The organism is Blastococcus sp. SYSU DS0753 (genome assembly GCF_054051175.1).
This window is the reverse complement of sequence record NZ_JBJHAT010000007.1, coordinates 131,878-153,173: the sequence shown is the minus strand read 5'-3', so window position 1 is coordinate 153,173 and position 21,296 is coordinate 131,878. Positions and strand designations below refer to the sequence as shown.

The 21,296-nt window shown below is 74.3% G+C and carries 23 protein-coding genes; 16 read left to right on the top strand and 7 right to left on the bottom strand.

All coding sequences use genetic code 11. The annotated features are described in order from the left end of the window. Positions 1-7 precede the first annotated feature (7 nt). Together ACI799_RS08755 and ACI799_RS08750 are read right to left on the bottom strand one after the other, a co-directional pair. Positions 8-553, bottom strand: coding sequence for a LytR C-terminal domain-containing protein (locus tag ACI799_RS08755; RefSeq protein WP_456587753.1), 546 nt, complete (start codon positions 551-553; stop codon positions 8-10). Positions 554-672: 119 nt separating this feature from the next. Beyond that, positions 673-1,719, bottom strand: coding sequence for a phosphotransferase family protein (locus tag ACI799_RS08750; RefSeq protein ID WP_456612892.1), 1,047 nt, complete (start codon positions 1,717-1,719; stop codon positions 673-675). A gap of 285 nt (positions 1,720-2,004) precedes the next feature. On the opposite strand from ACI799_RS08750, the gene ACI799_RS08745 reads away from it, so the two are divergent. The 6 genes from ACI799_RS08745 (at position 2,005) to ACI799_RS08720 (ending at position 5,823) form a co-directional block, all read left to right on the top strand. Next, a complete protein-coding gene (locus tag ACI799_RS08745; protein ID WP_456587755.1) occupies positions 2,005-2,304 on the top strand; it encodes a DUF4193 domain-containing protein in 300 nt (99 codons plus the stop codon). Between the two features lie 84 nt (positions 2,305-2,388). Next, entirely contained in the window at positions 2,389-3,264 is an 876-nt protein-coding gene (locus ACI799_RS08740) for a hypothetical protein (protein WP_456598873.1), read from the top strand. A gap of 27 nt (positions 3,265-3,291) precedes the next feature. After that, complete coding sequence (gene dut / locus ACI799_RS08735; RefSeq protein WP_456596424.1) at positions 3,292-3,795, top strand: dUTP diphosphatase; 504 nt, start codon at positions 3,292-3,294, stop codon at positions 3,793-3,795. A gap of 1 nt (position 3,796) precedes the next feature. After that, entirely contained in the window at positions 3,797-4,531 is a 735-nt protein-coding gene (locus ACI799_RS08730; RefSeq protein ID WP_456612891.1) for a DUF3710 domain-containing protein, read from the top strand. Between the two features lie 64 nt (positions 4,532-4,595). Continuing rightward, complete coding sequence (locus ACI799_RS08725) at positions 4,596-4,973, top strand: OB-fold nucleic acid binding domain-containing protein (RefSeq protein ID WP_456596426.1); 378 nt, start codon at positions 4,596-4,598, stop codon at positions 4,971-4,973. 61 nt (positions 4,974-5,034) lie between these two features. Continuing rightward, positions 5,035-5,823, top strand: coding sequence for a DUF3159 domain-containing protein (locus ACI799_RS08720; RefSeq protein WP_456587760.1), 789 nt, complete (start codon positions 5,035-5,037; stop codon positions 5,821-5,823). An 85-nt stretch (positions 5,824-5,908) separates the two neighbouring features. Here ACI799_RS08720 and ACI799_RS08715 read toward each other — a convergent pair whose 3' ends face one another. Together ACI799_RS08715 and ACI799_RS08710 are read right to left on the bottom strand one after the other, a co-directional pair. Continuing rightward, positions 5,909-6,589, bottom strand: coding sequence for a potassium channel family protein (locus ACI799_RS08715; RefSeq protein WP_456612890.1), 681 nt, complete (start codon positions 6,587-6,589; stop codon positions 5,909-5,911). Beyond that, the gene (locus tag ACI799_RS08710; protein ID WP_456587762.1) at positions 6,589-7,257 is read right to left on the bottom strand and encodes a potassium channel family protein; all 669 of its coding nucleotides are present in this window, start codon (positions 7,255-7,257) and stop codon (positions 6,589-6,591) included. The genes ACI799_RS08715 and ACI799_RS08710 overlap by 1 nt, the downstream gene beginning before the upstream one ends. 175 nt (positions 7,258-7,432) lie before the next feature. Here ACI799_RS08710 and ACI799_RS08705 point away from each other — a divergent pair, with 175 nt between their 5' ends. The 8 genes from ACI799_RS08705 (at position 7,433) to ACI799_RS08670 (ending at position 15,228) form a co-directional block, all read left to right on the top strand. Beyond that, complete coding sequence (locus tag ACI799_RS08705) at positions 7,433-9,478, top strand: APC family permease (RefSeq protein ID WP_456612889.1); 2,046 nt, start codon at positions 7,433-7,435, stop codon at positions 9,476-9,478. Next, positions 9,471-10,832: a class I SAM-dependent RNA methyltransferase gene (locus tag ACI799_RS08700; protein ID WP_456587764.1), complete on the top strand. Its 1,362-nt coding sequence runs from the start codon at positions 9,471-9,473 to the stop codon at positions 10,830-10,832. Before ACI799_RS08705 ends, ACI799_RS08700 begins: the two co-directional genes overlap by 8 nt. A 67-nt stretch (positions 10,833-10,899) precedes the next feature. Then, positions 10,900-11,130, top strand: coding sequence for a DUF4177 domain-containing protein (locus tag ACI799_RS08695; RefSeq protein ID WP_456587765.1), 231 nt, complete (start codon positions 10,900-10,902; stop codon positions 11,128-11,130). Between the two features lie 87 nt (positions 11,131-11,217). After that, on the top strand, positions 11,218-11,586 hold the full coding sequence (locus ACI799_RS08690) for a hypothetical protein (RefSeq protein ID WP_456587766.1): 369 nt from the start codon (positions 11,218-11,220) through the stop codon (positions 11,584-11,586). Positions 11,587-11,694: 108 nt separating this feature from the next. Beyond that, positions 11,695-13,614 carry a 1-deoxy-D-xylulose-5-phosphate synthase gene (gene dxs, locus ACI799_RS08685; protein ID WP_456612888.1) on the top strand — a complete coding sequence of 640 codons (1,920 nt, stop codon included), beginning with the start codon at positions 11,695-11,697 and terminating at the stop codon, positions 13,612-13,614. Continuing rightward, positions 13,611-13,895: a thiamine-binding protein gene (locus ACI799_RS08680; RefSeq protein WP_456596430.1), complete on the top strand. Its 285-nt coding sequence runs from the start codon at positions 13,611-13,613 to the stop codon at positions 13,893-13,895. The genes dxs and ACI799_RS08680 overlap by 4 nt, the downstream gene beginning before the upstream one ends. 80 nt (positions 13,896-13,975) lie before the next feature. After that, positions 13,976-14,557, top strand: coding sequence for a SigE family RNA polymerase sigma factor (locus ACI799_RS08675; protein WP_456598870.1), 582 nt, complete (start codon positions 13,976-13,978; stop codon positions 14,555-14,557). Continuing rightward, on the top strand, positions 14,554-15,228 hold the full coding sequence (locus ACI799_RS08670; RefSeq protein WP_456587770.1) for a hypothetical protein: 675 nt from the start codon (positions 14,554-14,556) through the stop codon (positions 15,226-15,228). Before ACI799_RS08675 ends, ACI799_RS08670 begins: the two co-directional genes overlap by 4 nt. 111 nt (positions 15,229-15,339) lie before the next feature. On the opposite strand, the gene ACI799_RS08665 is transcribed toward ACI799_RS08670, so the two are convergent. After that, positions 15,340-15,930, bottom strand: a complete 591-nt coding sequence (locus tag ACI799_RS08665) for a TetR family transcriptional regulator (protein WP_456587771.1) — start codon at positions 15,928-15,930, stop codon at positions 15,340-15,342. Positions 15,931-16,008: 78 nt separating this feature from the next. Here ACI799_RS08665 and ACI799_RS08660 point away from each other — a divergent pair, with 78 nt between their 5' ends. Beyond that, positions 16,009-16,413 (top strand): VOC family protein, encoded by a 405-nt coding sequence (locus ACI799_RS08660; RefSeq protein ID WP_456612887.1) that lies wholly within the window; start codon positions 16,009-16,011, stop codon positions 16,411-16,413. 137 nt (positions 16,414-16,550) lie between these two features. Here ACI799_RS08660 and ACI799_RS08655 read toward each other — a convergent pair whose 3' ends face one another. Beyond that, on the bottom strand, positions 16,551-18,638 hold the full coding sequence (locus tag ACI799_RS08655) for a 3-hydroxyacyl-CoA dehydrogenase NAD-binding domain-containing protein (protein WP_456612886.1): 2,088 nt from the start codon (positions 18,636-18,638) through the stop codon (positions 16,551-16,553). After that, positions 18,635-19,840, bottom strand: a complete 1,206-nt coding sequence (locus ACI799_RS08650) for a thiolase family protein (protein WP_456612885.1) — start codon at positions 19,838-19,840, stop codon at positions 18,635-18,637. Before ACI799_RS08650 ends, ACI799_RS08655 begins: the two co-directional genes overlap by 4 nt. 220 nt (positions 19,841-20,060) lie before the next feature. Here ACI799_RS08650 and ACI799_RS08645 point away from each other — a divergent pair, with 220 nt between their 5' ends. Then, on the top strand, positions 20,061-21,167 hold the full coding sequence (locus ACI799_RS08645; RefSeq protein WP_456612884.1) for a sugar ABC transporter substrate-binding protein: 1,107 nt from the start codon (positions 20,061-20,063) through the stop codon (positions 21,165-21,167). The last annotated feature ends 129 nt before the right edge of the window (positions 21,168-21,296 follow it).

Genomic DNA, 21,296 nt, shown 5'->3' with positions numbered 1-21,296 from the left:
GTGCGGCTCAGCAGTCCTCGGCGGCGCTCTCCGGCGCGGTGAGCGCCGTCTCGACCTCCTCGGGGGTGGCCAGGCTGTCGGGGAAGGTGAACTCGGGGCCGAGGACGAGGTCGACGACCGCGGTGGCCCGGGTGTCGCGGTAGTCCCCGACGCCCGGCGCGTGCACCGCGAGGAAGCGTGCGGCGTCGTTGCCCGGCGAGCCGTGGCGGACCTCCCCGACGCCCTCCACCTCGCGGCTGCTCGGGTCGTTCGCGACCTCGCTCACCGTGAAGCCGCGTGCGGCGAGCTCGTCGGCCACCGTCTGCGCGAGCCCGCCCTGGTCCGTGGCGTTGAGGACCCGCACCGAGACGGCTGCCGGGTCCAGCGACGGGGGCGCCGCCTCCGCGGTGGCGCACGCCCGCGCGTCCGCGGCCTGCTGCTCCCGGTCCTGCCGGACCACCGTCCACCACACCGCTCCGGCGGCCAGCGCGAGGACCAGCAGGAAGATCAGCGGGGGGAGCGGGCGACGGCCACTGCGCGGGCGCACCGGAGGCTGGACGGTGCGCTCGGTCACGGGAATGCTCCTCGGGCGGGATCCGGCAGGCGGGGGGCCGACCGGCCGGGACGGGACGGACGGCGCCGACGACTGGTGCGGACGGCTGTCAGCAGCGAGCTTAGGGGCGGACGGCGTCCCTAGATCGCACCGTCGTCCAGCGCGGCGCGTCCCCGCTCGACGCAGGGGTCGATCCGGTCGGCGTAGCCCGCCGTGTCCTTGCCCGCCATGGCTCCGGCGGCCGAGCGGGCGACGATGCCGGCGACGATCGCCGCGAACTTGAAGTAGGCGAAGCCCACGTACCAGGGCAGGTCGGAGAGGTCCAGGCCGCTGCGCTCGGCGTAGCGTGCCGCGACCTCCGCGCGGGTGGGGAAGCCCTCCAGGGCCGTCACCGTGCTCTGCCCGGCGACGCTCCGCTCCCCGGCCTGCGGCCAGTAGACGTGGAGCATGCCCAGGTCGGCCAGCGGGTCGCCCAGGGTCGACATCTCCCAGTCCAGCACCGCCCGGACGCGGCCGGGCACCTCCGGGTCGAGGAGGCAGTTGTCCAGCCGGAAGTCGCCGTGGACGATCCCGTGCCGCTGGGTGGTGGGCACGGTCTCCGCCAGCCGGGCGGCGAGGGCGTCCAACCCCGGACGCTCGCGGTCGCGGGTCGCCTCCCACTGCTGGGTCCAGCGACGCACCTGGCGGGCCATGAAGCCCTCCGGTCGGCCGAAGTCGCCCAGGCCCACCGCGATGTGGTCGACCGAGTGCAGATCGGCCAGGACGTCGACCAGTCCCTCGCCGATCGCGCGCCGCCGGGCGGGATCGTCGGCGTAGCCCTCCGGGATCCGGTCGATGACGTGCAGGCCGACGACGCGCTCCATCACGTAGAACGGCGCGCCCAGCACGCTCGTGTCGGTGCACAGGTGCAGTGTCCGCGGCACCGGCACCGGCGTGGGGACCAGCGCGGAGATCACCCGGTGCTCGCGGGCCATGTCGTGCGCGGTGGCCAGCACGGCGCCCGTCGGCGGACGCCGGAGGATCACCGCGTCGTCCGCGGACCCGCCCTCGGGCGTCACCACGTAGGTGAGGTTGGACATGCCCGCGGCGATCAGCTCGACGTCCACCGATCGCCATCGCTCCTCCCCGAAGACGGAGGCCAGGTACGGCCCGACGACGGCTGGATCAGCACCCGGGGGAGTCGCCACCGGCGCAGGGTAACCTCTGGCGCTCCGCCGCCCGCCCGGCCCTTCCCGGGCCCGATGTGTCACCTCCGCGGAGTCGGGCACAAATCGGGGCCGGACGGCGTTGGGCGGCTGCTGGCCACTCCGCGAGGAGAGGCCGGCGCAGTGGACGGGCGCCCGGTGAGGGACGCCCCACACCGACCCACCGGTCGCCCACCGGCGATCGGCCAGGACGACGGCGCGCACCCCGCGCCGCGTCAGACGAGCGGGCACGACGCCCGCGAGAACCCCGGAGGAGGGGCACACCCCATGGCCACCGACTACGACGCCCCGCGCCGCAACGAGACCGACGAGCTCGGCGAGGACTCGCTCGAGGAGCTGAAGGCTCGCCGGGCCGAGGCCCAGTCCTCGTCGGTCGACGTCGACGAGACCGACTTCAACGAGAACCTCGAGCTCCCCGGAGCGGACCTGTCGAACGAGGAGCTGACCGTCCGCGTCCTGCCCAAGCAGGAGGACGAGTTCACCTGCTCGCGCTGCTTCCTGGTGCAGCACCGCAGCCGTCTGGCCTCCACCCGCGGCGACCAGCTGCTCTGCCGCGACTGCGCCTGAAAGGACCCCCGTGCCCCCCGCCACTCGCAGGCTCGCGGCGGGACCCTGCACGGGGGCCGTTCCAGCACCTCACCTGGGGGACCGATGACCGAGGGGCCGCGGACCGGGGCGCCGCGTGACGTCCCGCCGCCACGACCGGTGGCGCCGTCGGACGGCGCCGCGCCGGTCGAGGAAGGCCCCCTGGCGCGCGCCGGGCGGGCCGTCGCCGACGCCGTCGCCGGGCTGACCGGGAGCGGCGCCGACCGGGCGGCCGGAGGCGGCCTGCGCGACGTCGTCGGTGCCGTCGCCGGCGCCGTGGCCGGAGCGTTCGGCGCAGGGGGCAGCGGCCCGCCGACGCCCGGCCCGGCCGACGCCCGGGTTCCCGGCGGGGACGGCCGGGCACCTGGCGCCCTGCTGGGCGACCTCCTGGCGGCCGCGGTGCCCCGGCTGCCGATCCGTGACCGGGAGCGGCTGCGCGCCGCCCATCCCGGTCTCTCGGACGACGAGATCGCCGAGGCGCTCGTCCAGCGCGCCGGCCGGGCCACCTCCGGGATCGGCGCGGCCACCGGCGGGCTGTCCGCCGCGCACTGGTTCGCGCCGCCGTCGCTGCTCGCCGTGCCCCTGGAGCTGGGGGCGGAGACGGTGCTGGTGGCCGCGGTGGAGGTCGTCCTCATCGGTGAGCTGCACGAGCTGCACGGCCGACGACCTCCCGGGGACGCCGCCGCGCGCGCCCAGGCATACCTGGCCGGCTGGTCGCAGCAGCGGGCCGTGGCCGGCGTCGGCGCCGCGGGGCTCGGCTCCGTCCTGGGCACCGCCGGTATGCGCGCCCTGCGCCGGCGCATGACCCGCCGGCTGGCCGGTGCCGTCCCCGGCGCGGCCCCCTTCCTCGTCGGCGCCGCGCTCTCCGGCCGGGTCAACCGCCGGGCGACCGAGGGCCTGGCGCGCCGCGTCCTGTCCGACCTGCGCGGGCCCGGAGCGTGAAGGCGGGGACCTTATAGGGTCGCCGACGTGCCCGATCCCTCCGCCGAGCTGGACGTGCCCGTCCTCCTCACCGCACCCGACGCCGCCGTCCCGCGCTACGCGCTGGCCGGTGACGCAGGCGCCGACCTGGCAGCAGCCGAGGACGTCGAGCTGGCCCCCTTCGAGCGGCGGCTGGTGAGCACCGGCGTCGCGGTGGCCATCCCGGAGGGCTACGCCGGTTTCGTGCACCCGCGCTCGGGGCTGGCGCACCGGGTCGGGCTCAGCATGGTCAACGCGCCCGGCACCATCGACGCGGGGTACCGGGGCGAGATCATGGTCAACCTCATCAACCTCGACCCGGCCGCCCCGCTGCGCCTGTCGCGCGGCGACCGCATCGCGCAGCTCGTGGTGCAGCCGGTGGTCCGCGCGCGGTTCGTGCCGGTCCCCGAGCTGCCGCCCAGCGAGCGCGGCGGGGGTGGGCACGGCTCCACCGGCGGGTACCAGGCCGGTGCGGCCGGGTCCTCCGACACTCCAGCACCCGAGGGGAACTGACATGCCGTTCGGACGACGGCGCAACCGCATCGACCGCAGCCTGCGCGAGCGGGGCGTCCCCCCGGAGCCGCAGCAGCGCATCCGGGACGTCCCGCTCACGAGCGGTCCCTGGGACGAGGCCGACGCGCCCGACGACGGTCTGGCGCGCATCGACCTGGGTGCGATCCGGCTGCCCGCACTGCCCGGCATGGACCTGCGGGTGGAGCTCAACCAGCAGCAGAAGGTGATCGGCGCGACCCTGCGCCACGGGGACTCGCTGCTGCAGATCGCGGCCTTCGCCGCGCCCCGGGCGGCCGGCATCTGGGACGACGTCCGCGCCGAGCTGGCCCGCAGCGCCTCGGGTCAGGGCGCGTCGCTGCGCGAGGTGGAGGGCCCGTTCGGCGCGGAGCTCGTCGGCACCGTCGTGGCGGCCCCGCCGGCGCAGCCCGGGCAGGCCGCCCAGCCGCCGGTCCGGCGACCGGCCCGCTTCCTCGGCGTGGACGGACCCCGCTGGTTCCTGCGGGGGCTGCTCAGCGGTTCCGCGGCCGCGGGCGCCGAGGCCGAGGCGGCGGCGTTGGAGACGGCGTTCCGCGGCATCGTCGTCGTCCGGGGCAGCGAGCCCATGCCGGTGCGCGAGCCGCTCCCGCTCGCCCTGCCCCCGCAGGCCGCGGCCCAGCTGGCCGCGCAGCGGCCCGCCCCGGGGACGGCTGCGGGCCCGCGGTCGCCGGACGGCGGGCCGGCTGCCGGCCCGGCCTGACGACGCGATGCAGGGAACACCCGCGCGCGTCCCCGTGGGCACCGTGGCGCACTACGCTGGAACCGTGACGGAGACCCGACCGGCGGGCTGGTGGTCGCGCACGTTGCAGCGACTCACCGCCGACGACCACGCCATCGACGCGCAGGAGCTGCGCGCGGGAACGGCCACCGCCGGCTGCGAGCCGGTCAGCACCTGCCGCAAGGGCGCGGTGGTCACCGTCACCGGTCGGCTGAAGTCGGTCGTCTACACGCCGCGCGAGACGGTGCCCACGCTCGAGGCCGAGCTGTTCGACGGTTCGGGGTCGGTGACGCTGGTGTGGCTGGGCCGGCGGCGGATCGCGGGCATCGAGCCCGGTCGGTCGCTGACCGCGCGGGGGCGGTTCGCCTCCTTCGAGGGCCGGCAGGTCATCTACAACCCCTGGTACGAGCTGAGCGCCGGCTGACCACCGCCCAGCGGCGGGGAGCCGTCATGCGTGGGCCGGGCAGCGATCGGGGGAGACGAAGGTGACCGCAGCGGGCCGGCCGGGCGACGGCGAGCACGTTCCCGAGGCGGGCGCGCCGGCCTCCCCGTTCGACCGCGAGCAGCTGCTGGCGCAGCTCGGTGGCTGGCGCGGCATGCTCGACGCCACGCTGCCCACGGTCGCCTTCATCGTGGCCAACGGCATCGCCGGGCTGCGCACCGGCATCTGGGCGGCGGTGGTCGCGGCGGTCGCGGTCTTCGTGCTGCGGCTGAGCCGCCGGCAGAGCGTGCAGCAGGCGGTGAGCGGCCTGGTCGGGGTCGGCATCGCGGTGGCCATCGCCGCCAACACCGGTCAGGCCCGCGACTTCTTCGTGCTCGGCATCGTCCGCAGCCTGGTGGTCGGGGTGGTGCTCCTGGGCTCGATCCCGCTGCGCTGGCCGCTGGTCGGGGTGGTGGCCGAGTTCCTGGCGCCGAGCCACCTCGGCGCGATGGCCACCCACTCGCTGCCCTGGAGTCGTCGGGCGGCGCGCGAGGACGCGCCCGCGCCCGCCACCGCGCCGCCGGTGCCCGACCCGGCGGCGGTGCCGCAGCTGCACTGGCGCCGGGAGCCCCGGCTGCTGCGCGCCTACTCCTGGCTGACCGCGCTCTGGGCGGCCTCGTTCTTCCTGCGGGCGGGGGTGCAGTGGGTGCTCTACCGCGCCGACGAGGTGGAGCTGCTCGGCACGGCGTCGGTCGTGCTCGGCCTGCCGCTCACCGCGGTCGTGCTCGTGGTGACCCTGTGGGTGGTCGCCCGGCTGCACCGGCACCGCGCGCCCGGCCCGCCCGTCACCTGATCACGACTCCGGTGCAGGGGCACGTGCGGCCCCGTGCAGAGGGTCGCCCGAGCCTGCGAGGGGTGAGGAGGACGGGGTCCCTCGTTCAGCGGTCGATGCGGCCCGGGCCGTCCGGCGCGAAGACGTGCTGCAGCTCCTCCTCGGTGTCGCCGTGCGACACGAACAGCAGCTCGTCGCCGGACTCCAGCGGTTCGTCCGGCGACGGGGTGATGACCCGGTCGCCGCGCAGGATCGTCGTCAGCACCGTCTCGCGGGGCAGCGGCACCTCGCGCAGGGCGTGGCCGACCCAGGGTGTGTCGTCGCCCAGGGTGATCTCCACCAGGTTGGCCGCGCCCTTGCGGAAGCTCATGAGCCGGACGACGTCGCCCACCGACACGGCCTCCTCGACCAGGGCGGCCAGCACCCGGGGGGTGGAGACGGCGACGTCGACGCCCCACGCCTCGGTGTAGAGCCACTCGTTGCGCGGGTCCTTGACCCTGGCGACCACGCGATTGACCGCGAACTCGGTCTTGGCCAGCAGCGAGACGACGAGGTTGGCCTTGTCGTCGCCGGTCGCGGCCACCACGACGTCGCAGGTGGCCAGCTGCGCCTCCTCCAGCGAGGAGACCTCGCAGGCGTCGGCCTGCACCCACTCCGCGCCGGGCACCGACCGGGTGCGGACCTTGCGGCTGTCCTTCTCGATGAGCATGACGGTGTGGCCGTAACCCAGGAGTTCCCCCGCGATGGACCGTCCCACTGCGCCGGCCCCGACGATCGCGACCCGCATCAGTGACTCCCCTCCTGGGGGCCGCGCTCGACGACCTCGTGCACGCGTGCGGTCAGCTCGTCGGTGACGGCGACGACGAGCTGGTCGCCGTCCTGGAGCACCGTGACCGGCGTGGGCAGCTGGGCTTCACCGAAGCGGACCAGCCAGGCCGCGCGGGCCCCGGTGGCCGCCTCGAGGGCGGCGAGCTTGCGCCCCACCCAGGCGTCGGTGACCGTCACGCGCACCAGCAGCACCTTGCCGGTGGGCTCGCGCCACAGCTCGCTCACCTTGACCGAGAGGAGTTCGCGCAGCAGCCGGTTCACCGTCCAGGGGACGGTGGCGACGCTCGGGATGCCCATGCGCTCGTAGACCTCGGCCCGCTTGGAGTCGTAGATGCGGGCCACGACGTGCTGGACGCCGAAGGTCTCCCGCGCCACGCGGGCCGAGATGATGTTGGAGTTGTCGCCGCTGCTGACCGCCGCGAAGGCGCCCGCGGAGTCGATGCCGGCGTCCAGCAGGGTCTGCCGGTCGAATCCGAGGCCCTTGATCTGGCGCCCGGTGAACTCCGGGCCGAGCCGCCGGAAGGACTCGGGGTCCTGGTCGATCACGGCCACGCTGTGCCCGATCTGCTCCAGGCGCCGGGCGATGGCCGAGCCGACACGGCCGCAGCCCATCACGACCACGTGCACGCGCGTCACTCCCGCAGATCTCCGGCGGCGCCGGCGCCGACCGCCCGCGCATCACCGGCCGCGAAGCTACACCCGCGCACGGTCCGCCAGCGGGCAGGACGCCGGTATCCCCCCGTCGGGGCGAGGTGCGCCGAGTCACGCCCGCGGGCCTCCCGCACGTCCGTACCATCGCGCCGTGCCAAGCCTGTCCGACCTCGGACAACTCCCGAAACGCCTCGTCCTCGGCCGCCCCGTGCGCAGCGACCGGGCGGGGGAGTCCCTGCTGCCCAAGCGGCTCGCGCTGCCGATCTTCGCCAGCGACCCGCTCTCCTCCGTGGCCTACGCCACCCAGGAGATCCTGATCGTGCTGACCCTGGCGGGCACGGCGTTCCTCTACCTGGCCCCCTGGCTCGCGCTGCTCGTCGTGCTCCTGCTGATCACGGTGGTGCTCTCCTACCGGCAGGTGGTGCGTGCCTACCCCTCCGGTGGCGGCGACTACGAGGTCGCGATGAAGAACCACGGCCAGTTCGCCGGCCTCGTCGTGGCCAGCGCGCTGCTGGTCGACTACGTGCTCACCGTGGCGGTGTCGGTCTCGGCCGGCACCGACAACATCATCTCCGCCTTCCCCGCGCTCAACGAGCACCGCGTGGCCATCGCGCTGGGCCTGGTGGCGATCCTCGCGGCGGCGAACCTGCGCGGGCTGCGCGAGTCGGGCCGGACCTTCGCGCTGCCGACGTACATGTTCGTGGCCGGGATCATGATCATGATCGTCACCGGCCTCATCCGGGACTTCTTCACCGACAACCCGGTCGTCGCCGAGAGCGCCCAGTACTCGATCACCCCGGAACCCGGTTACGAGCAGGTGGCGGGGCTGGCGCTGGTGTTCTTCGCGCTCCGCGCCTTCGCCTCCGGCTGCACCGCGCTGACCGGGGTCGAGGCGATCGCCAACGGCGTTCCGGCGTTCCGGCCGCCGAAGAGCCGCAACGCCGCCACGACGCTCGCGCTCATGGGCGGGCTGGCCGCCTTCATGTTCGCCGGGGTCACCGCGCTGGCCCTGCTCGGCGACGTCAAGTACACCGAGTTCCCCTGCGACCTGGTGGGCTTCACCGCCTGCGAGACCGAGCCGCAGCGCACGGTCATCGCCCAGCTGGCCGCGGCGACCTTCGGCGGCGACACCTCGGTCGGCTTCTACTACATCCAGGCCGCCACCGCGCTCATCCTCATCCTGGCCGCCAACACCGCGTTCAACGGCTTCCCGCTGCTGGGATCGGTGCTGGCCCAGGACCGCTTCCTGCCCCGGCAGCTGCACACCCGCGGCGACAAGCTGGTGTACAGCAACGGCATCCTGCTGCTGGCCGGCTTCGCCGGGCTGCTGATCGTCGTCTTCGAGGCCGACGTGACCCGGCTGATCCAGCTCTACATCATCGGGGTGTTCACCAGCTTCACCATCGGCCAGTGGGGGATGGTGCGGCACTGGAACCGGGAGCTGCGCGCGGAGGACGACCCCGTCACCCGCCGGCGCATGCGCCGTTCCCAGGCGATCAACTTCGTCGGCGGGTCGCTCACCACCGTCGTGCTGCTGATCATCGTGGTCACCAAGTTCACCCGCGGCGCCTGGCTGGTGCTGCTGGCCATGCCGGTGCTGTTCCTCCTGATGAGAGCCATCAACCGGCACTACTCGAACGTGTCGCAGCAGCTGGAACCCGACACCGACGCCCGCACGCTGCCGAGCAAGGTGCACGCCGTCGTCCTCGTCTCCAGGGTGCACAAGCCGACGTTGCGCGCGCTGGCCTTCGCCCGGGCCACCCGTCCCGACGCGCTCACCGCGCTGACGGTCAACGTCGACGACGCCGAGACCCGGGCGCTGCAGGCCGACTGGCAGCGCTACGACATCCCGGTGCCGCTGACCGTGCTGGAGTCGCCGTACCGGGAGATCACCCGCCCGGTGCTCGACTACGTCAAGAGCATCCGCCGGGACAGCCCGCGCGAGCTGGTGGTGGTCTTCGTGCCGCAGTACGTCGTCGGCCACTGGTGGGAGAACGTCCTGCACAACCAGAGCGCGCTGCGGCTGCGCGCCCGGCTGCAGTTCCAGCCGGGGGTCATGATCACCACGGTGCCGTGGCAGCTGGAGAGCACCGCCGGGCACGACGACGACGCCGACGGGCGGCGCGGCGGGCCCGCGCCCGGTGACCTCCGGCGGGGCTACACCGACGACGAGATGGACGTGACCCCGTATGGATGAAGGACCCCGTTCTCCTCACCCCTCGCAGGCTCGGGGCGGGGCCCTGCAGCGGGGCCGTAGGCGCTCCGCGGCCAAGGCGCCCGACGCTCCCAAGGGCCTGGGATGGACCGGGCGGGAGTTCGAGGTCGAGGTCGGTCCGGTCGCGCACGGCGGGCACTGCGTCGCCCGGCACGAGGGCCGGGTGGTGTTCGTCCGGCACACCCTGCCGGGCGAGCGGGTGCGGGTGCGGGTGACCGAGGACCGGCACCCCGGCTTCTGCCGCGCCGATGCCGTCGAGGTGCTGGTGGCGGCACCGGGGCGGGTCGAGCGCCCCTGCCCGTACAGCGGCCCCGGGAAGTGCGGCGGCTGCGACTGGCAGCACGTGGAGCCGGCCGAGCAGCACCGGCTCAAGGCCGCGGTGGTGCGGGAGCAGCTGGTCCGGCTCGGCAGGCTCGACCCCGAGGACCCCGTGGTGGCCGGCCTCGCCGTCGAGGAGCTGCCCGGTGGCGCCCTGCGGTGGCGCTCGCGGGCCCGCTTCGCCGTCGACCACGGCGGCGCGCCCGGCCTGCGGCGGCACCGGTCGCACGACGTGGTGCCCCTCGACGACTGCCCGATCACCGTGGAGCCGGCGGCGCGGGCGGTCCTCGGACGGCGCTGGCCGGGGGCGGGCGCCGTCGACGTCTCGGTCGACTCGGCGGGCACGGTCACCACCGCGCGGCTGGATCGCCGGGGCCGGGTGCAGGCCACCGAGGTGCTGCGGGCGGGGGAGGAACTGCCCGCGGAGCCGGCCGGCCGCGCCGAGCGGCGGGCGGGCGGGCGCGACTGGGAGGTCGAGGGCACCGGCTTCTGGCAGGTGCACCCGGCCGCGGCCGACGCGCTCGTCGCGGCGGTGACGGAGTTCGCCGCGGCGGCTCCGGGGGAGCTCGTCCTCGACCTCTACGCCGGCGCGGGCCTCTTCGGCGGTGCTCTCGCCCCCGCCGTCGGCGAGCAGGGCCGGGTGGTGTGCGTGGAGCAGGACCCGGGCGCCTGCGCCGCGGCCGACGCCAACCTGGCCGCGCTCCCGCAGGCCGAGGTGTGGCAGGGCGAGGTGGACGCCGACGGGCTGGGGGGCCTGCTCGCCGAGCTCGGCGCCGCGCCCGACGTCGTCGTCCTGGACCCGCCCCGCGCCGGTGCCGGGACGGCGGTGAGCCGGCTGCTGGCCGGCAGCGGGGCCCGCGCCGTCGTCTACGTGGCCTGCGACCCGGCCGCGCTGGGCCGGGACGTCGCGGCGTTCGGGGAGGCCGGCTACCGGCTGGCCGCGCTGCGCGGGTTCGACGCCTTCCCGATGACCGCCCACGTGGAGTGCGTGGCGCTGCTGGTGCCGGCCGGCCGGTGACCGCGACGGAACCGCCTCCCGTCCTGCTGCCGTCACCCGCCGGATGCCCATTGGATACCGTCTCCCTGTGCCCACGTGGGAATACGCCTCGGTCATCACCGCGAACGACGCCGAGTCGCAGCGGGCCGGAGTGAGCGTCAAGCTCCCCGGCGGTCAGTCGGAACGGCAGCAGGGCGACACCAGCTCGGTGCTCAACAAGCTCGGTGCCGAGGGGTGGGAGCTCGTCAGCTACCACTCCAGCGGTGCCGGCACCTGGGGGTTCGAGCAGTTCTGGCTCAAGCGGCAGGTCGGCTCCTGACGACGGCGCCGCCCGCCGGCTGACGCGGGCACCCGGGCACCGGCACGCCGTCGAACGGATGTTCGACCGGTGCGGCAGACTGGTGCCGTGGACAGGACGCTGCCGCCGGGCTGGCCGGAGGAGGTGCGCCCACCCGGCGCGCCGGACTGGGAGCGCACCGCCGTCGCCTGGCTGTTCGACCTCGTCCCGCCGGACTACCGCGCGCACGAGGTGCTCCGCCGGTACCCGGTGCTGCTCGCCCGCTTCGCCGGGGACCACGTCGCGGCCGGCCTGGAGGCCGCGCGCGCCGGCTGGCGCACGCTGCGCGTCGAGCTGGCCGACCAGCTCCCGCCCGAGGCCATCGAGGCGGCGATGGGGGCCTACGAACGGGAGGGCGCCCGGCTGGCCGCCGCCGCCCGCGGGGTGGAGGTCGTCGGCGGTGCGCTGCGGGGTGAACGGTGGGTTCCCCGGCTGTGAGCTGCATCCGCAGCACCCGCTCGACCGGAAGTACCCGTGAAGCGCAGCTACAGTGGGTCGGCGGCTGCTCAGCAGCCTCCGCCCAGACCGAGAGGACACCGCCGCACCGTGCCGCTCCTGCGATCGCTGCGGGGTCCGGAGGACCTTCGAGCCCTTCCCCCCGAGCAGCTGCCCGCCCTCGCGGCGGAGGTCCGTGACGCCCTGGTCACCAGCGTGGCCAGGACCGGGGGGCACCTCGGCCCGAACCTCGGCTGCGTCGAGCTGACGATCGCCCTGCACCGGGTGTTCGACTCCCCGCGCGAGCCCATCGTCTTCGACACCGGCCACCAGTCCTACGTGCACAAGATGCTGACCGGCCGCGTCGAGGGCTTCGAGCGGCTGCGCCAGCGAGGTGGGCTCTCCGGATACCCCAGCCGCGCCGAGAGCGAGCACGACTGGGTGGAGAACAGCCACGCCTCGACGTCGCTGTCCTACGCCGACGGCCTGGCCAAGGCCTTCGCCATCCGCGGTGACTCCCGCCCCGTCGTCGCGGTGATCGGGGACGGCGCACTGACCGGCGGCATGGCCTGGGAGGCGCTGAACAACATCGCCGCGGCCCAGGACCGCCCGGTCGTCATCGTGGTCAACGACAACGGGCGCTCCTACTCGCCCACGATCGGCGGGGTCGCCGACGCACTCGCCACCCTGCGGCTGCGCCCCGGGTACGAGGAGGCGCTGGCCGCCGTCCGGCAGGCGCTGCACCGGGCCCCCGTCGTCGGCACCAAGCTCTACGACGCGCTGCACGCGATCAAGAAGGGCCTCAAGGACGTCCTGTCACCGCAGGGCATGTTCGAGGACCTCGGCATGAAGTACGTCGGCCCGGTCGACGGTCACGACGTCGAGATGATGGAGTCCGCGCTGCGGCGCGCCCGCTCGTTCGGTGGGCCGGTGATCGTGCACGCCGTCACCACCAAGGGCTTCGGCTACCCGCCGGCCGAGACCGACCAGATCGACGCCTGGCACGCCACCGGCGTCTTCGACCCCGACAGCGGGACCAGCGCCCGCAAGACCGGGCGGCCCTGGACGGACGCCTTCGCCGACGAGCTGGTGCGGGTCGGCGCCGAGCGTCCCGACGTCGTCGCCATCACGGCAGCGATGCTGCACCCGACGGGGCTGGCGCCGTTCGCCGAGCGGTTCCCCGAGCGCACCTTCGACGTCGGCATCGCCGAGCAGCACGCGCTCACCTCCGCCGCCGGGCTGGCGATGGCCGGGATGCACCCGGTGGTCGCGGTCTACTCCACCTTCCTCAACCGGGCGTTCGACCAGCTGCTCATGGACGTCGCGCTGCACCGCCAGCCGGTGACGGTGGTGCTCGACCGCGCCGGGGTGACCGGTGAGGACGGCGCCTCGCACAACGGCATGTGGGACATGTCGATCCTCTCGGTCGTCCCGGGGCTGCGGCTGGCCGCGCCGCGCGACGAGGCCACCCTGCGCGAGGAGCTGCGCGAGGCGGTGGAGGTCTCCGACGGGCCGTCGGTCGTGCGGTTCCCGAAGGGCTCCCTGCCGCCGGACATCCCGGCGGTCGAGCGGCGCGGGCCGGTCGACGTGCTGCGCCGTGGCGAGCGGCGGGACGTGCTGCTGGTCGCCGTCGGTTCCATGGTGCCGATGTGCCTGGCGGTCGCCGAGCGCGCTGCCGACCACGGCATCGAGGTGACCGTCGTCGACCCGCGGTGGGTGCTGCCGGTCTCCGAAGAGCTGCTCGAGCTCGCCGCCGGCTCCCGCCTGGTGGTCACCGTCGAGGACGGGGGTCGCGCCGGGGGAGTGGGGACCACGCTCTCCCAGGCGCTGCAGGACCGCGACGTCGACGTGCCGGTGCGCACCCTCGGCCTGCCGCAGCAGTTCTTCGAGCACGGCAGCCGTGGCCAGGTGCTGGCCGACGCGGGGCTGACCGAGCAGGACGTCGCCCGCCGGATAGCCGAGTGGACGGCCCGGCTCGCCGAGTCCCGCGACGAGCGCGTCGTCGAGTCGGTCGAGGAGGGCCGGCGATGACCGTCATCGCCGAGATCCAGGTGGCGCCGTCGCCGCCCGGCACCGCGGAGGACCCGCACGCCCACGTGGAGGCGGCGATCGCCGTCATCCAGGCGTCGGGGCTGCGCTACGAGGTCGGGGCGCTCGGCACGACCCTCGAGGGCGAGGCCGACGAGGTATGGGCGACGCTGCGGGCCGCGCACGAGGCGATGCTCGCGGCCGGCGCCGCCGGTGGGCTCTCGCACATCAAGGTCGCGTCGGTGAACCGCACGATGGAGAGCCTGACCGCCAAGTTCCGCTGAGTCCGTCCGGCGGGGCCGGCGGTCATGCAACCTCCGCGACGCCGGTTCCGTCTTCCAGTCATGCACGGAACGGACATGCCGTGAGGACGGCTCGGGACGAGGCGTTCCACGACTTCGTGGTCCGCCACCGCGGTGACCTGCTGCGGACCGCGACCATGCTGGCCGCGGGGGACACCCATCTCGCCGAGGACCTCGTGCAGATCGCCCTCACCCGGCTCTACCTGGCCTGGCACTGGGTCCGCGCGCCCCAGGCCCGCCTGGCCTACGCGCGACGCATTCTCGTCAACACCCTGGTCGACGAGTCACGACGCCCGTGGCGGCGACGCGAGCGCTCCCACGGAGAGCTCCCCGACGTGGCGGCCGACCACGCGCCCGCCGAGACCGACGACCGGCTGGGCCGGGTGGGGGCGGCGCTGGCCGAGCTCCCGCCGCGGATGCGGGCCGCCGTCGTCTTCCGCTACCTGCACGAGCTCAGCGTCGCGGAGACCGCGGACGTCCTGAACTGCTCGCAGGGCACCGTCAAGAGCCAGACCTCGCGCGCGCTGGAGCACCTGCGTCGCGCGCTGGGTGCGGCCCCGGTGCCGGATGCCACACCCGATCGGGCGGGTCCGGTACCCGTCGACGACAACCGCACCGCCTCGACCTGCGGGAGGAACCGGTGAACCTCTCCGCGCTGCTCCGCGAGGCCGCCGCCTCGGTCGACACCACCGTGCGACCCGAGACCGTGCGGGCCGACCTCGCCCGCGGTCGTCGTGCGCTGGCCCGTCGGCGGGTCCGGCGTTCCGGCGTCGCCGGGCTGCTCGCGGCCGGCGCGCTGGCCGGCGCCGCTCTGCTGGGCGGCGGTGCGGTGCCGCCGTCCGCGCCGCCGGACGAGCCGCCCCGGATCGCGACGGCCGGGATCGCGCTGGTCGACTACACCGGTGTCCAGCCGGCCGGCTTCGTGGTGGACGCGGTGCCGCAGGGGTGGGTCGTGCAGGGGGTCACCGAGCACGCGCTCACCATCGCGCCGGCCGACGCGGAGAACACCGACCCGGCGCAGTACGCGGGAAAGCTGACCGTGCTGCTGCGCTCGACGCACGCTCCCGCCCCGTCCGGGGGAGTGCCGGTCCGTGTCGGGACGACCGACGGCGTGGTCGTGGACGGCGGTGTCGATCCGGACTCGCCGGGAGCCGTCGACATCGGCGTCGAGCACCTGCTGCACTACGTCGACCCGGTGACCGGCCAGCCGGTCGCCGTCCAGGTCCCGCGGGCGCTGGGCTGGTCGCCGGAGCAGGCCGCCCGCTTCGCCGAGGGGGTGCACATCACCGAGGAGGCCGTGCGCGGCGTCGGGTGAGCCGCTCCTGACCGGAGGGGGCTGCGCGGTCGGTCCCGGCGCGCCGGGCGGTACGGGACCGGGCACGGGCGTCCCACCCCGGGCGTCGCAGCACGGCGGGCGGGTGCCGGTTCAGTCGCGGCGCAGGGCGCGGAGCATGTCGCACAGGGGCGCCCAGGCCTCCTCGATCGCCGCGGCCGTGTCCGGCTCCGCCGCGATCCACAGCGCGGCCTCGTTCATGGCCCCCGACAGCAGGGCTGCGGTGGCGCCAACCGGACGGTCCCCGAGCCGGCCGGCGTCGTGCAGCTGGGTGAGCGCCTCGGCCAGCAGCCGCCCCGACCCGGCGGCGTCCGCCGTCCGCCACTCCTGCCAGCCGAGGACGGCGGGCGCGTCGACGAGCACGATCCGCCGCATCCCCGGCGCGGAGCTCGCCGCGAGGAACGCCCGGCAGCCCGCCTCGAGCCCGCGCCACGGGTCGGTCTCCGCCTCGGCTGCGGCTGCGACCGCATCGGCCACCCGCAACTGGACGCCGCCGACCACGGCGCGGAACAGCTCGGCCTTGCCCGCGTAGTGGTGGTAGACGGCGCCCCGCGTGACCCCGGCCGCCGCGGCGACCGCCTCGAGGGCCACCCGGGCGTACCCGTCACGGGCGAACAGCTCGGTGGCCGCCTCCAGCACGCGTGCGGCGGTGGCCTCGCTCTCCTCCCGGCTGCGTCGTGGCACCGGACCTCCTTGTATACGTACAGCGTGCAGGTATAACGTCGGCGACACTTACCGACAGACTGTACGTAAGGAGCCGTCATGTCCGTGACGAGCGTGTACCCCGTGCTGATGAGCCACGACGTCGAGGCGACCGCAGGGTTCTTCCGGCAGCACCTCGGCTTCCAGCCGACCTTCGAGTCCGACTGGTACGTCAGCCTCCGGCGGGAGCGCTGGGAGCTCGCCGTGCTCGATCCCGACCACCCGACCGTGCCGGCGTCCCACCGCGGCGCGGCTGCCGCCGGGGTGCTGGTCAACGTCGAGGTCGACGACGTGGACGCCGAGTACCGCCGGCTCGTCCTCGACGCCGGGCTCACCGCGGTGCTGCCGCTGCGCACCGAGGCGTTCGGGCAGCGGCACTTCGTGCTCGCGGGCCCGGAGGGCGTGCTGGTCGACGTCATCACGGTGATCCCGCCCTCGGGGGAGTACGTCGACAGCTACCGCTGAGCGGTGGCGGACGACGAACGGCCCCGCGCGTCGTCGTCGACGTGCGGGGCCGTTCGTCCTGGCTCACCGTGTGGGGTCCTGGCTCAGCGCTGACCGTGAGAGCCAGGACCCGTAACGATCAGGTCACCTGATCATCATCACGCGGGGAGGGAGGCCACGCCCTGGGGCAGGAACCGCGAGCCGGTGACCTTCTCCGAGACGCCGGTGCGGTCCAGGTAGGCCGAGATGCCGCCCAGCCAGAACGGCCACCCCGCACCCAGGATCATGCAGAGGTCGATGTCCTGCACCGCCTGCACGACGCCCTCGTCCAGCATCAGCCGGATCTCCTGCGCCAGCGCCTCGACCGCGCGGTCGTGCACCTGCTCCGCGGTGAGCGGCTCGTCGCCGGCGAAGGCGTCCGCGAGCTCCGGGTCGACGACGCCCGGCTCGACGAAGACGCTCGACTTGCCGAGCTCGACGACGCGCTTGAGCCCCTCGCCGACGGCGAACCGGTCCGGGAAGGCCTCGTGCATGCGCTCGGCGACGTGCAGCGCGACCGCGGGGCCGACGAGCGAGAGCAGCTCGAACGGCGTCATGGGCAGGCCCAGCGGGTCGAGCGCCCGCTCCGCCACCTCGACCGGCGTCCCCTGCTCCACGGCCGAGGTGACCTCGCCCAGGAACCGGGTGAGCAGCCGGTTGACGACGAACGCCGGGGCGTCGGCCACCAGCACGCAGCTCTTCTTCAGCGACCTGCCGACGGCGAAGGCGGTGGCCAGCGAGGCGTCGTCGGTCTGCTCGGCGCGCACGACCTCCAGGAGCGGGAGGACGGCGACCGGGTTGAAGAAGTGCAGGCCGACCACGCGCTCGGGGTGCTCGAGCTTGGCGGCCATCTCGGTCACCGACAGCGCCGAGGTGTTGGTCGCCAGCACGCAGGTCTCGGACACGATCGCCTCGACCTCGGCGAACACCTGCTGCTTCACCGACATCTCCTCGAAGACCGCCTCGATGACGAGGTCGGCGTCGGCGAAGACGTCCTTGGACAGTGAGCCGGTGACCAGGCCCTTGAGCTGGTTGAGCTTGTCGGAGCTGAGCCGCCCGCGCTGGGCCAGCTTGTCCAGCTCGCCGTGCACGTAGGCCACGCCCTTGTCCACGCGCGCCTGGTCGATGTCGGTGAGCACCACCGGCACCTTCAGCTGGCGCACGAAGAGCATCGCCAGCTGCGAGGCCATCAGCCCGGCGCCCACGACGCCGACCTTGGTGACCTTCCGGGCCAGCGACTTGTCCGGCGCGCCGGCCGGCCGCTTGGCCCGCTTGTTCACCAGGTCGAACGAGTAGAGCGAGGCCCGCAGCGGGTCGCTCATCAGCAGCTCGGTGAGTGCGTCGTCCTCGGCGGCGGTGCCGGCGGTGAAGGCCTCGCCCTCGACACCGGCCCGGGCCAGGTCGAGCAGCTCGACGGTGCGGACGGCGCCGGGGGAGGCGTTGCGGGTGCGGGCCGCCACGATGCCGCGGGCGCGGGTGATCGCGTCGTCCCAGGCCGAGCGGTCGATCTCGGGCCGGGAGACCGCCACCGAGCCGTCGAGCACGCCGACGGCCCACTCGATCGACCGCTCCAGGAAGTCGGCCGGCTCGAACAGGGCGTCGGCGATGCCCAGCTTCGCGGCCTTCGGCGCCGGCGTCATCTTGTTCTGCGCCAGGGCGTTCTCGACGATGACGGTGACGGCGGCGTCGATGCCGATCAGGTTCGGCAGCAGCTGGGTGCCGCCCCAGCCGGGCACCAGCCCGAGGAAACCCTCGGGGAAGGCGACCGCGGCCGTGCCGCTGATCGTCCGGTAGTGGCAGTGCAGCGCCAGCTCCAGCCCGCCGCCCAGCGCCACGCCGTTGACGAAGGCGAACGTCGGGATCGTCGAGTCCTTGAGCCGCCGGAACACCCGGTGGCCGGTCTCGGCGATCTGCCGTGCCGTCGCCTCGTCGGTCACTGACGGGACGCCGGAGAGGTCAGCGCCGACGGCGAAGATGAACGGCTTGCCGGTGACGGCGATCGCCGCCGGGGCCGGCGTGTGCGCCGCGACCTCGTCCAGCGCGGCGTCCAGGGACGCGAGGCCGCCCGGGCCGAAGGTGGAGGGGCGGGTGTGGTCGTGCCCGTTGTCCAGGGTGATCAGCGCGATCTCCCCGGCCAGGCCCGGGTGGGTCACGAACCGCACCAGGGCGCGCGTCACGACCTCGTTCTCGAAGACGGCGTTCGTCACTTCTGGAACCCCTCCCAGTTCGGGTTCTCCCAGATCACGGTGGCGCCCATGCCGAGGCCGACGCACATGGCGGTCAGCCCGTAGCGGACGTCGGGCCGCTGGGCGAACTGGCGGGACAGCTGGGTCATGAGGCGGACGCCGGAGGACGCCAGCGGGTGGCCGACGGCGATCGCGCCGCCCCACGGGTTGACGCGCTCGTCGTCGTCGGCGATGCCGAAGTGGTCGAGGAACGCCAGCACCTGGATGGCGAAGGCCTCGTTCAGCTCGAACAGGCCGATGTCGGAGATGGAGAGGCCGGTGCGGGCCAGCGCCTTCTCGGTCGAGGGCACCGGGCCGATGCCCATGACCTCGGGCTCGACGCCGGCGAAGCCGTAGCCGACCAGGCGCATGCCGATGTCGAGGCCCAGCTCCTGGGCGACGTCCTCGGCTGCGAGCAGGCAGCCGGTGGCGCCGTCGTTGAGACCGGCGGCGTTGCCGGCGGTCACGTGCCCGTGCGGGCGGAACGGCGTCTTGAGCGTGCCCAGACCCTCGAGGGTGGTCTGCGGCCGCGGCGGCTCGTCGACGGTGGCGACGCCCCAGCCGTGCTCGGCCGAGCGGGTCGCCACGGTCACCAGCTCCGGGCCGATCTGCCCGTTGGCGACGGCCTTGGCGTACTTCTGCTGGCTGGCCAGCGCGAACGCGTCGGCGCGCTCCTTGGTCAGGTGCGGGAACCGGTCGTGCAGGTTCTCGGCGGTGGAGCCCATGACCAGCGCGGAGGGGTCGACCAGCTTCTCGCTCACGATCCGCGGGTTCGGGTCCACGCCCTCGCCCATGGGGTGGTTGCCCATGTGCTCGACGCCGCCGGCGATGGCGACGTCGTAGGCGCCGAAGGCGATGCCGGACGCGGTGGTGGTCACCGCGGTCATCGCGCCGGCGCACATGCGGTCGATCGAGTAGCCGGGGACCGTCTTCGGCAGCCCGGCCAGCAGCGCGGCCGTGCGGCCGAGGGTCAGGCCCTGGTCGCCGATCTGGGTGGTGGCGGCGATGGCCACCTCGTCGACCCGGTCGGCCGGCAGCGCCGGGTTGCGGCGCAGCAGCTCGCGGATGCACCGCACGACGAGGTCGTCGGCGCGCGTCTCGGCGTAGATGCCGTTCGGACCGGCCTTGCCGAAGGGGGTGCGCACGCCGTCGACGAAGACGACCTCACGCAGCGAGCGGGACATGGGACCTCCGCAGGAGTTCGTAGCGGGCCCGGCAGGGCCCGTCCGGCTAGAAGTTACCCGCCGGTAACCGGAGGTCCAAGCGCGGCACGAACCCGATCGAGGGGGTTCCGGATCACGGTCCGGCAACGGCTCCGGGGTGTGCTTGCGGTCACAACCGACAGCTGCGCAAGATGACCCGCCGGAATTTCTCTGCAACCCCAACGAAATAGAGGTCCCTCTCATGGCGCGACGGCGCACGGTGACGACGGCGATCGCTGCGGCCCTGGTCTTCGGGCTGGCCGCGTGTGGTGGCGACGACAGCGGCGGCAATGGCGGCAGCGGTGGCGGCAACGGCGGCGGCAACGGCGGTGACGCCGCCGGCAAGATCGGTGTCATCCTCCCCGACACCGCGTCCTCGGCCCGCTGGGAGTCCGCGGACCGCCCGCTCCTGGAGGCCGCCTTCGACGAGGCCGGTGTCGAGTACGACATCCAGAACGCGCAGGGCGACGCCCAGCGGATGAACACCATCGCCGAGCAGATGATCACCGAGGGCGTCACCGTCCTGGCGATCACGAACCTCGACTCGGCCTCCGGCGCGGCCATCCAGCGCCAGGCCGAGAGCCAGGGCGTGCAGACCATCGACTACGACCGGCTGACCCTCGGCGGGGAGAGCGACTACTACGTCTCCTTCGACAACGTGCAGGTCGGTCGCCTGCAGGGCGAGGGCCTGGCCCAGTGCCTGGGCGACGAGCCGGCGAACATCGCCTTCCTCAACGGCTCGCCCGACGACAACAACGCCACCCTCTTCTCGCAGGGGGCGCACGAGGTCCTCGACCCGATGGACCAGTACACCGTCGTGGCCGAGCAGGCCGTGCCGGACTGGGACAACCAGCAGGCCGCCACCATCTTCGAGCAGATGTACACCCAGGCCGGCGGTGACATCCAGGGCGTGCTGGCCGCCAACGACGGCCTGGCCAACGCGGTCGTGTCGATCCTGGCCCGCAACAACGTCGCCGGGCAGGTGCCGGTGACCGGTCAGGACGCGACGGTCGAGGGGCTGCAGAACATCCTCGCCGAGCGCCAGTGCATGACCGTCTACAAGCCGATCGAGGAGGAGGCCAACGCCCTGGCCGAGCTCGCGGTCGCCCTCGTCAACGGCGAGGAGCCCGAGGTCGACGGCTCGGTCGAGGACCCCGAGGGTGAGCGCGAGGTGCCGGCGGTGCTGCTCGAGCCGGTCTCCATCTTCCGGGACAACGTGAACCAGGTCATCGAGGACGGCTACCAGTCGGCCGAGGACGTCTGCACGGGCGAGTACGCGGCTGCCTGCGAGGAGCTCGGCATCTCCTGAGCCGGTCCGGCCGGGGCGCCCACCAGTCGGGCGCCCCGGCCGTCTGCCGCCCGCCCTGCGGGTCCCCGGCCACCCGCGGACCCCAGGGCACCAGACTGTCTCCCTCCGGCCCCCGACGGGCCGGCCCCC

Excerpts from the sequence above, each read along its gene's own strand:
- ACI799_RS08715 (WP_456612890.1), bottom strand. The coding sequence starts at position 6,589 with ATGCGGGTCGCGATCGTCGGGGCCGGCGCAGTGGGACGGTCCATCGCG.
- ACI799_RS08650 (WP_456612885.1), bottom strand. The coding sequence starts at position 19,840 with ATGTCCCGCTCGCTGCGTGAGGTCGTCTTCGTCGACGGCGTGCGCACC.
- ACI799_RS08740 (WP_456598873.1), top strand. The coding sequence starts at position 2,389 with ATGACCGAGGGGCCGCGGACCGGGGCGCCGCGTGACGTCCCGCCGCCA.
- ACI799_RS08680 (WP_456596430.1), top strand. The coding sequence starts at position 13,611 with ATGACCGTCATCGCCGAGATCCAGGTGGCGCCGTCGCCGCCCGGCACC.
- ACI799_RS08645 (WP_456612884.1), top strand. The coding sequence starts at position 20,061 with ATGGCGCGACGGCGCACGGTGACGACGGCGATCGCTGCGGCCCTGGTC.
- ACI799_RS08730 (WP_456612891.1), top strand. The coding sequence starts at position 3,797 with ATGCCGTTCGGACGACGGCGCAACCGCATCGACCGCAGCCTGCGCGAG.
- ACI799_RS08700 (WP_456587764.1), top strand. The coding sequence starts at position 9,471 with ATGGATGAAGGACCCCGTTCTCCTCACCCCTCGCAGGCTCGGGGCGGG.
- ACI799_RS08660 (WP_456612887.1), top strand. The coding sequence starts at position 16,009 with ATGTCCGTGACGAGCGTGTACCCCGTGCTGATGAGCCACGACGTCGAG.
- ACI799_RS08745 (WP_456587755.1), top strand. The coding sequence starts at position 2,005 with ATGGCCACCGACTACGACGCCCCGCGCCGCAACGAGACCGACGAGCTC.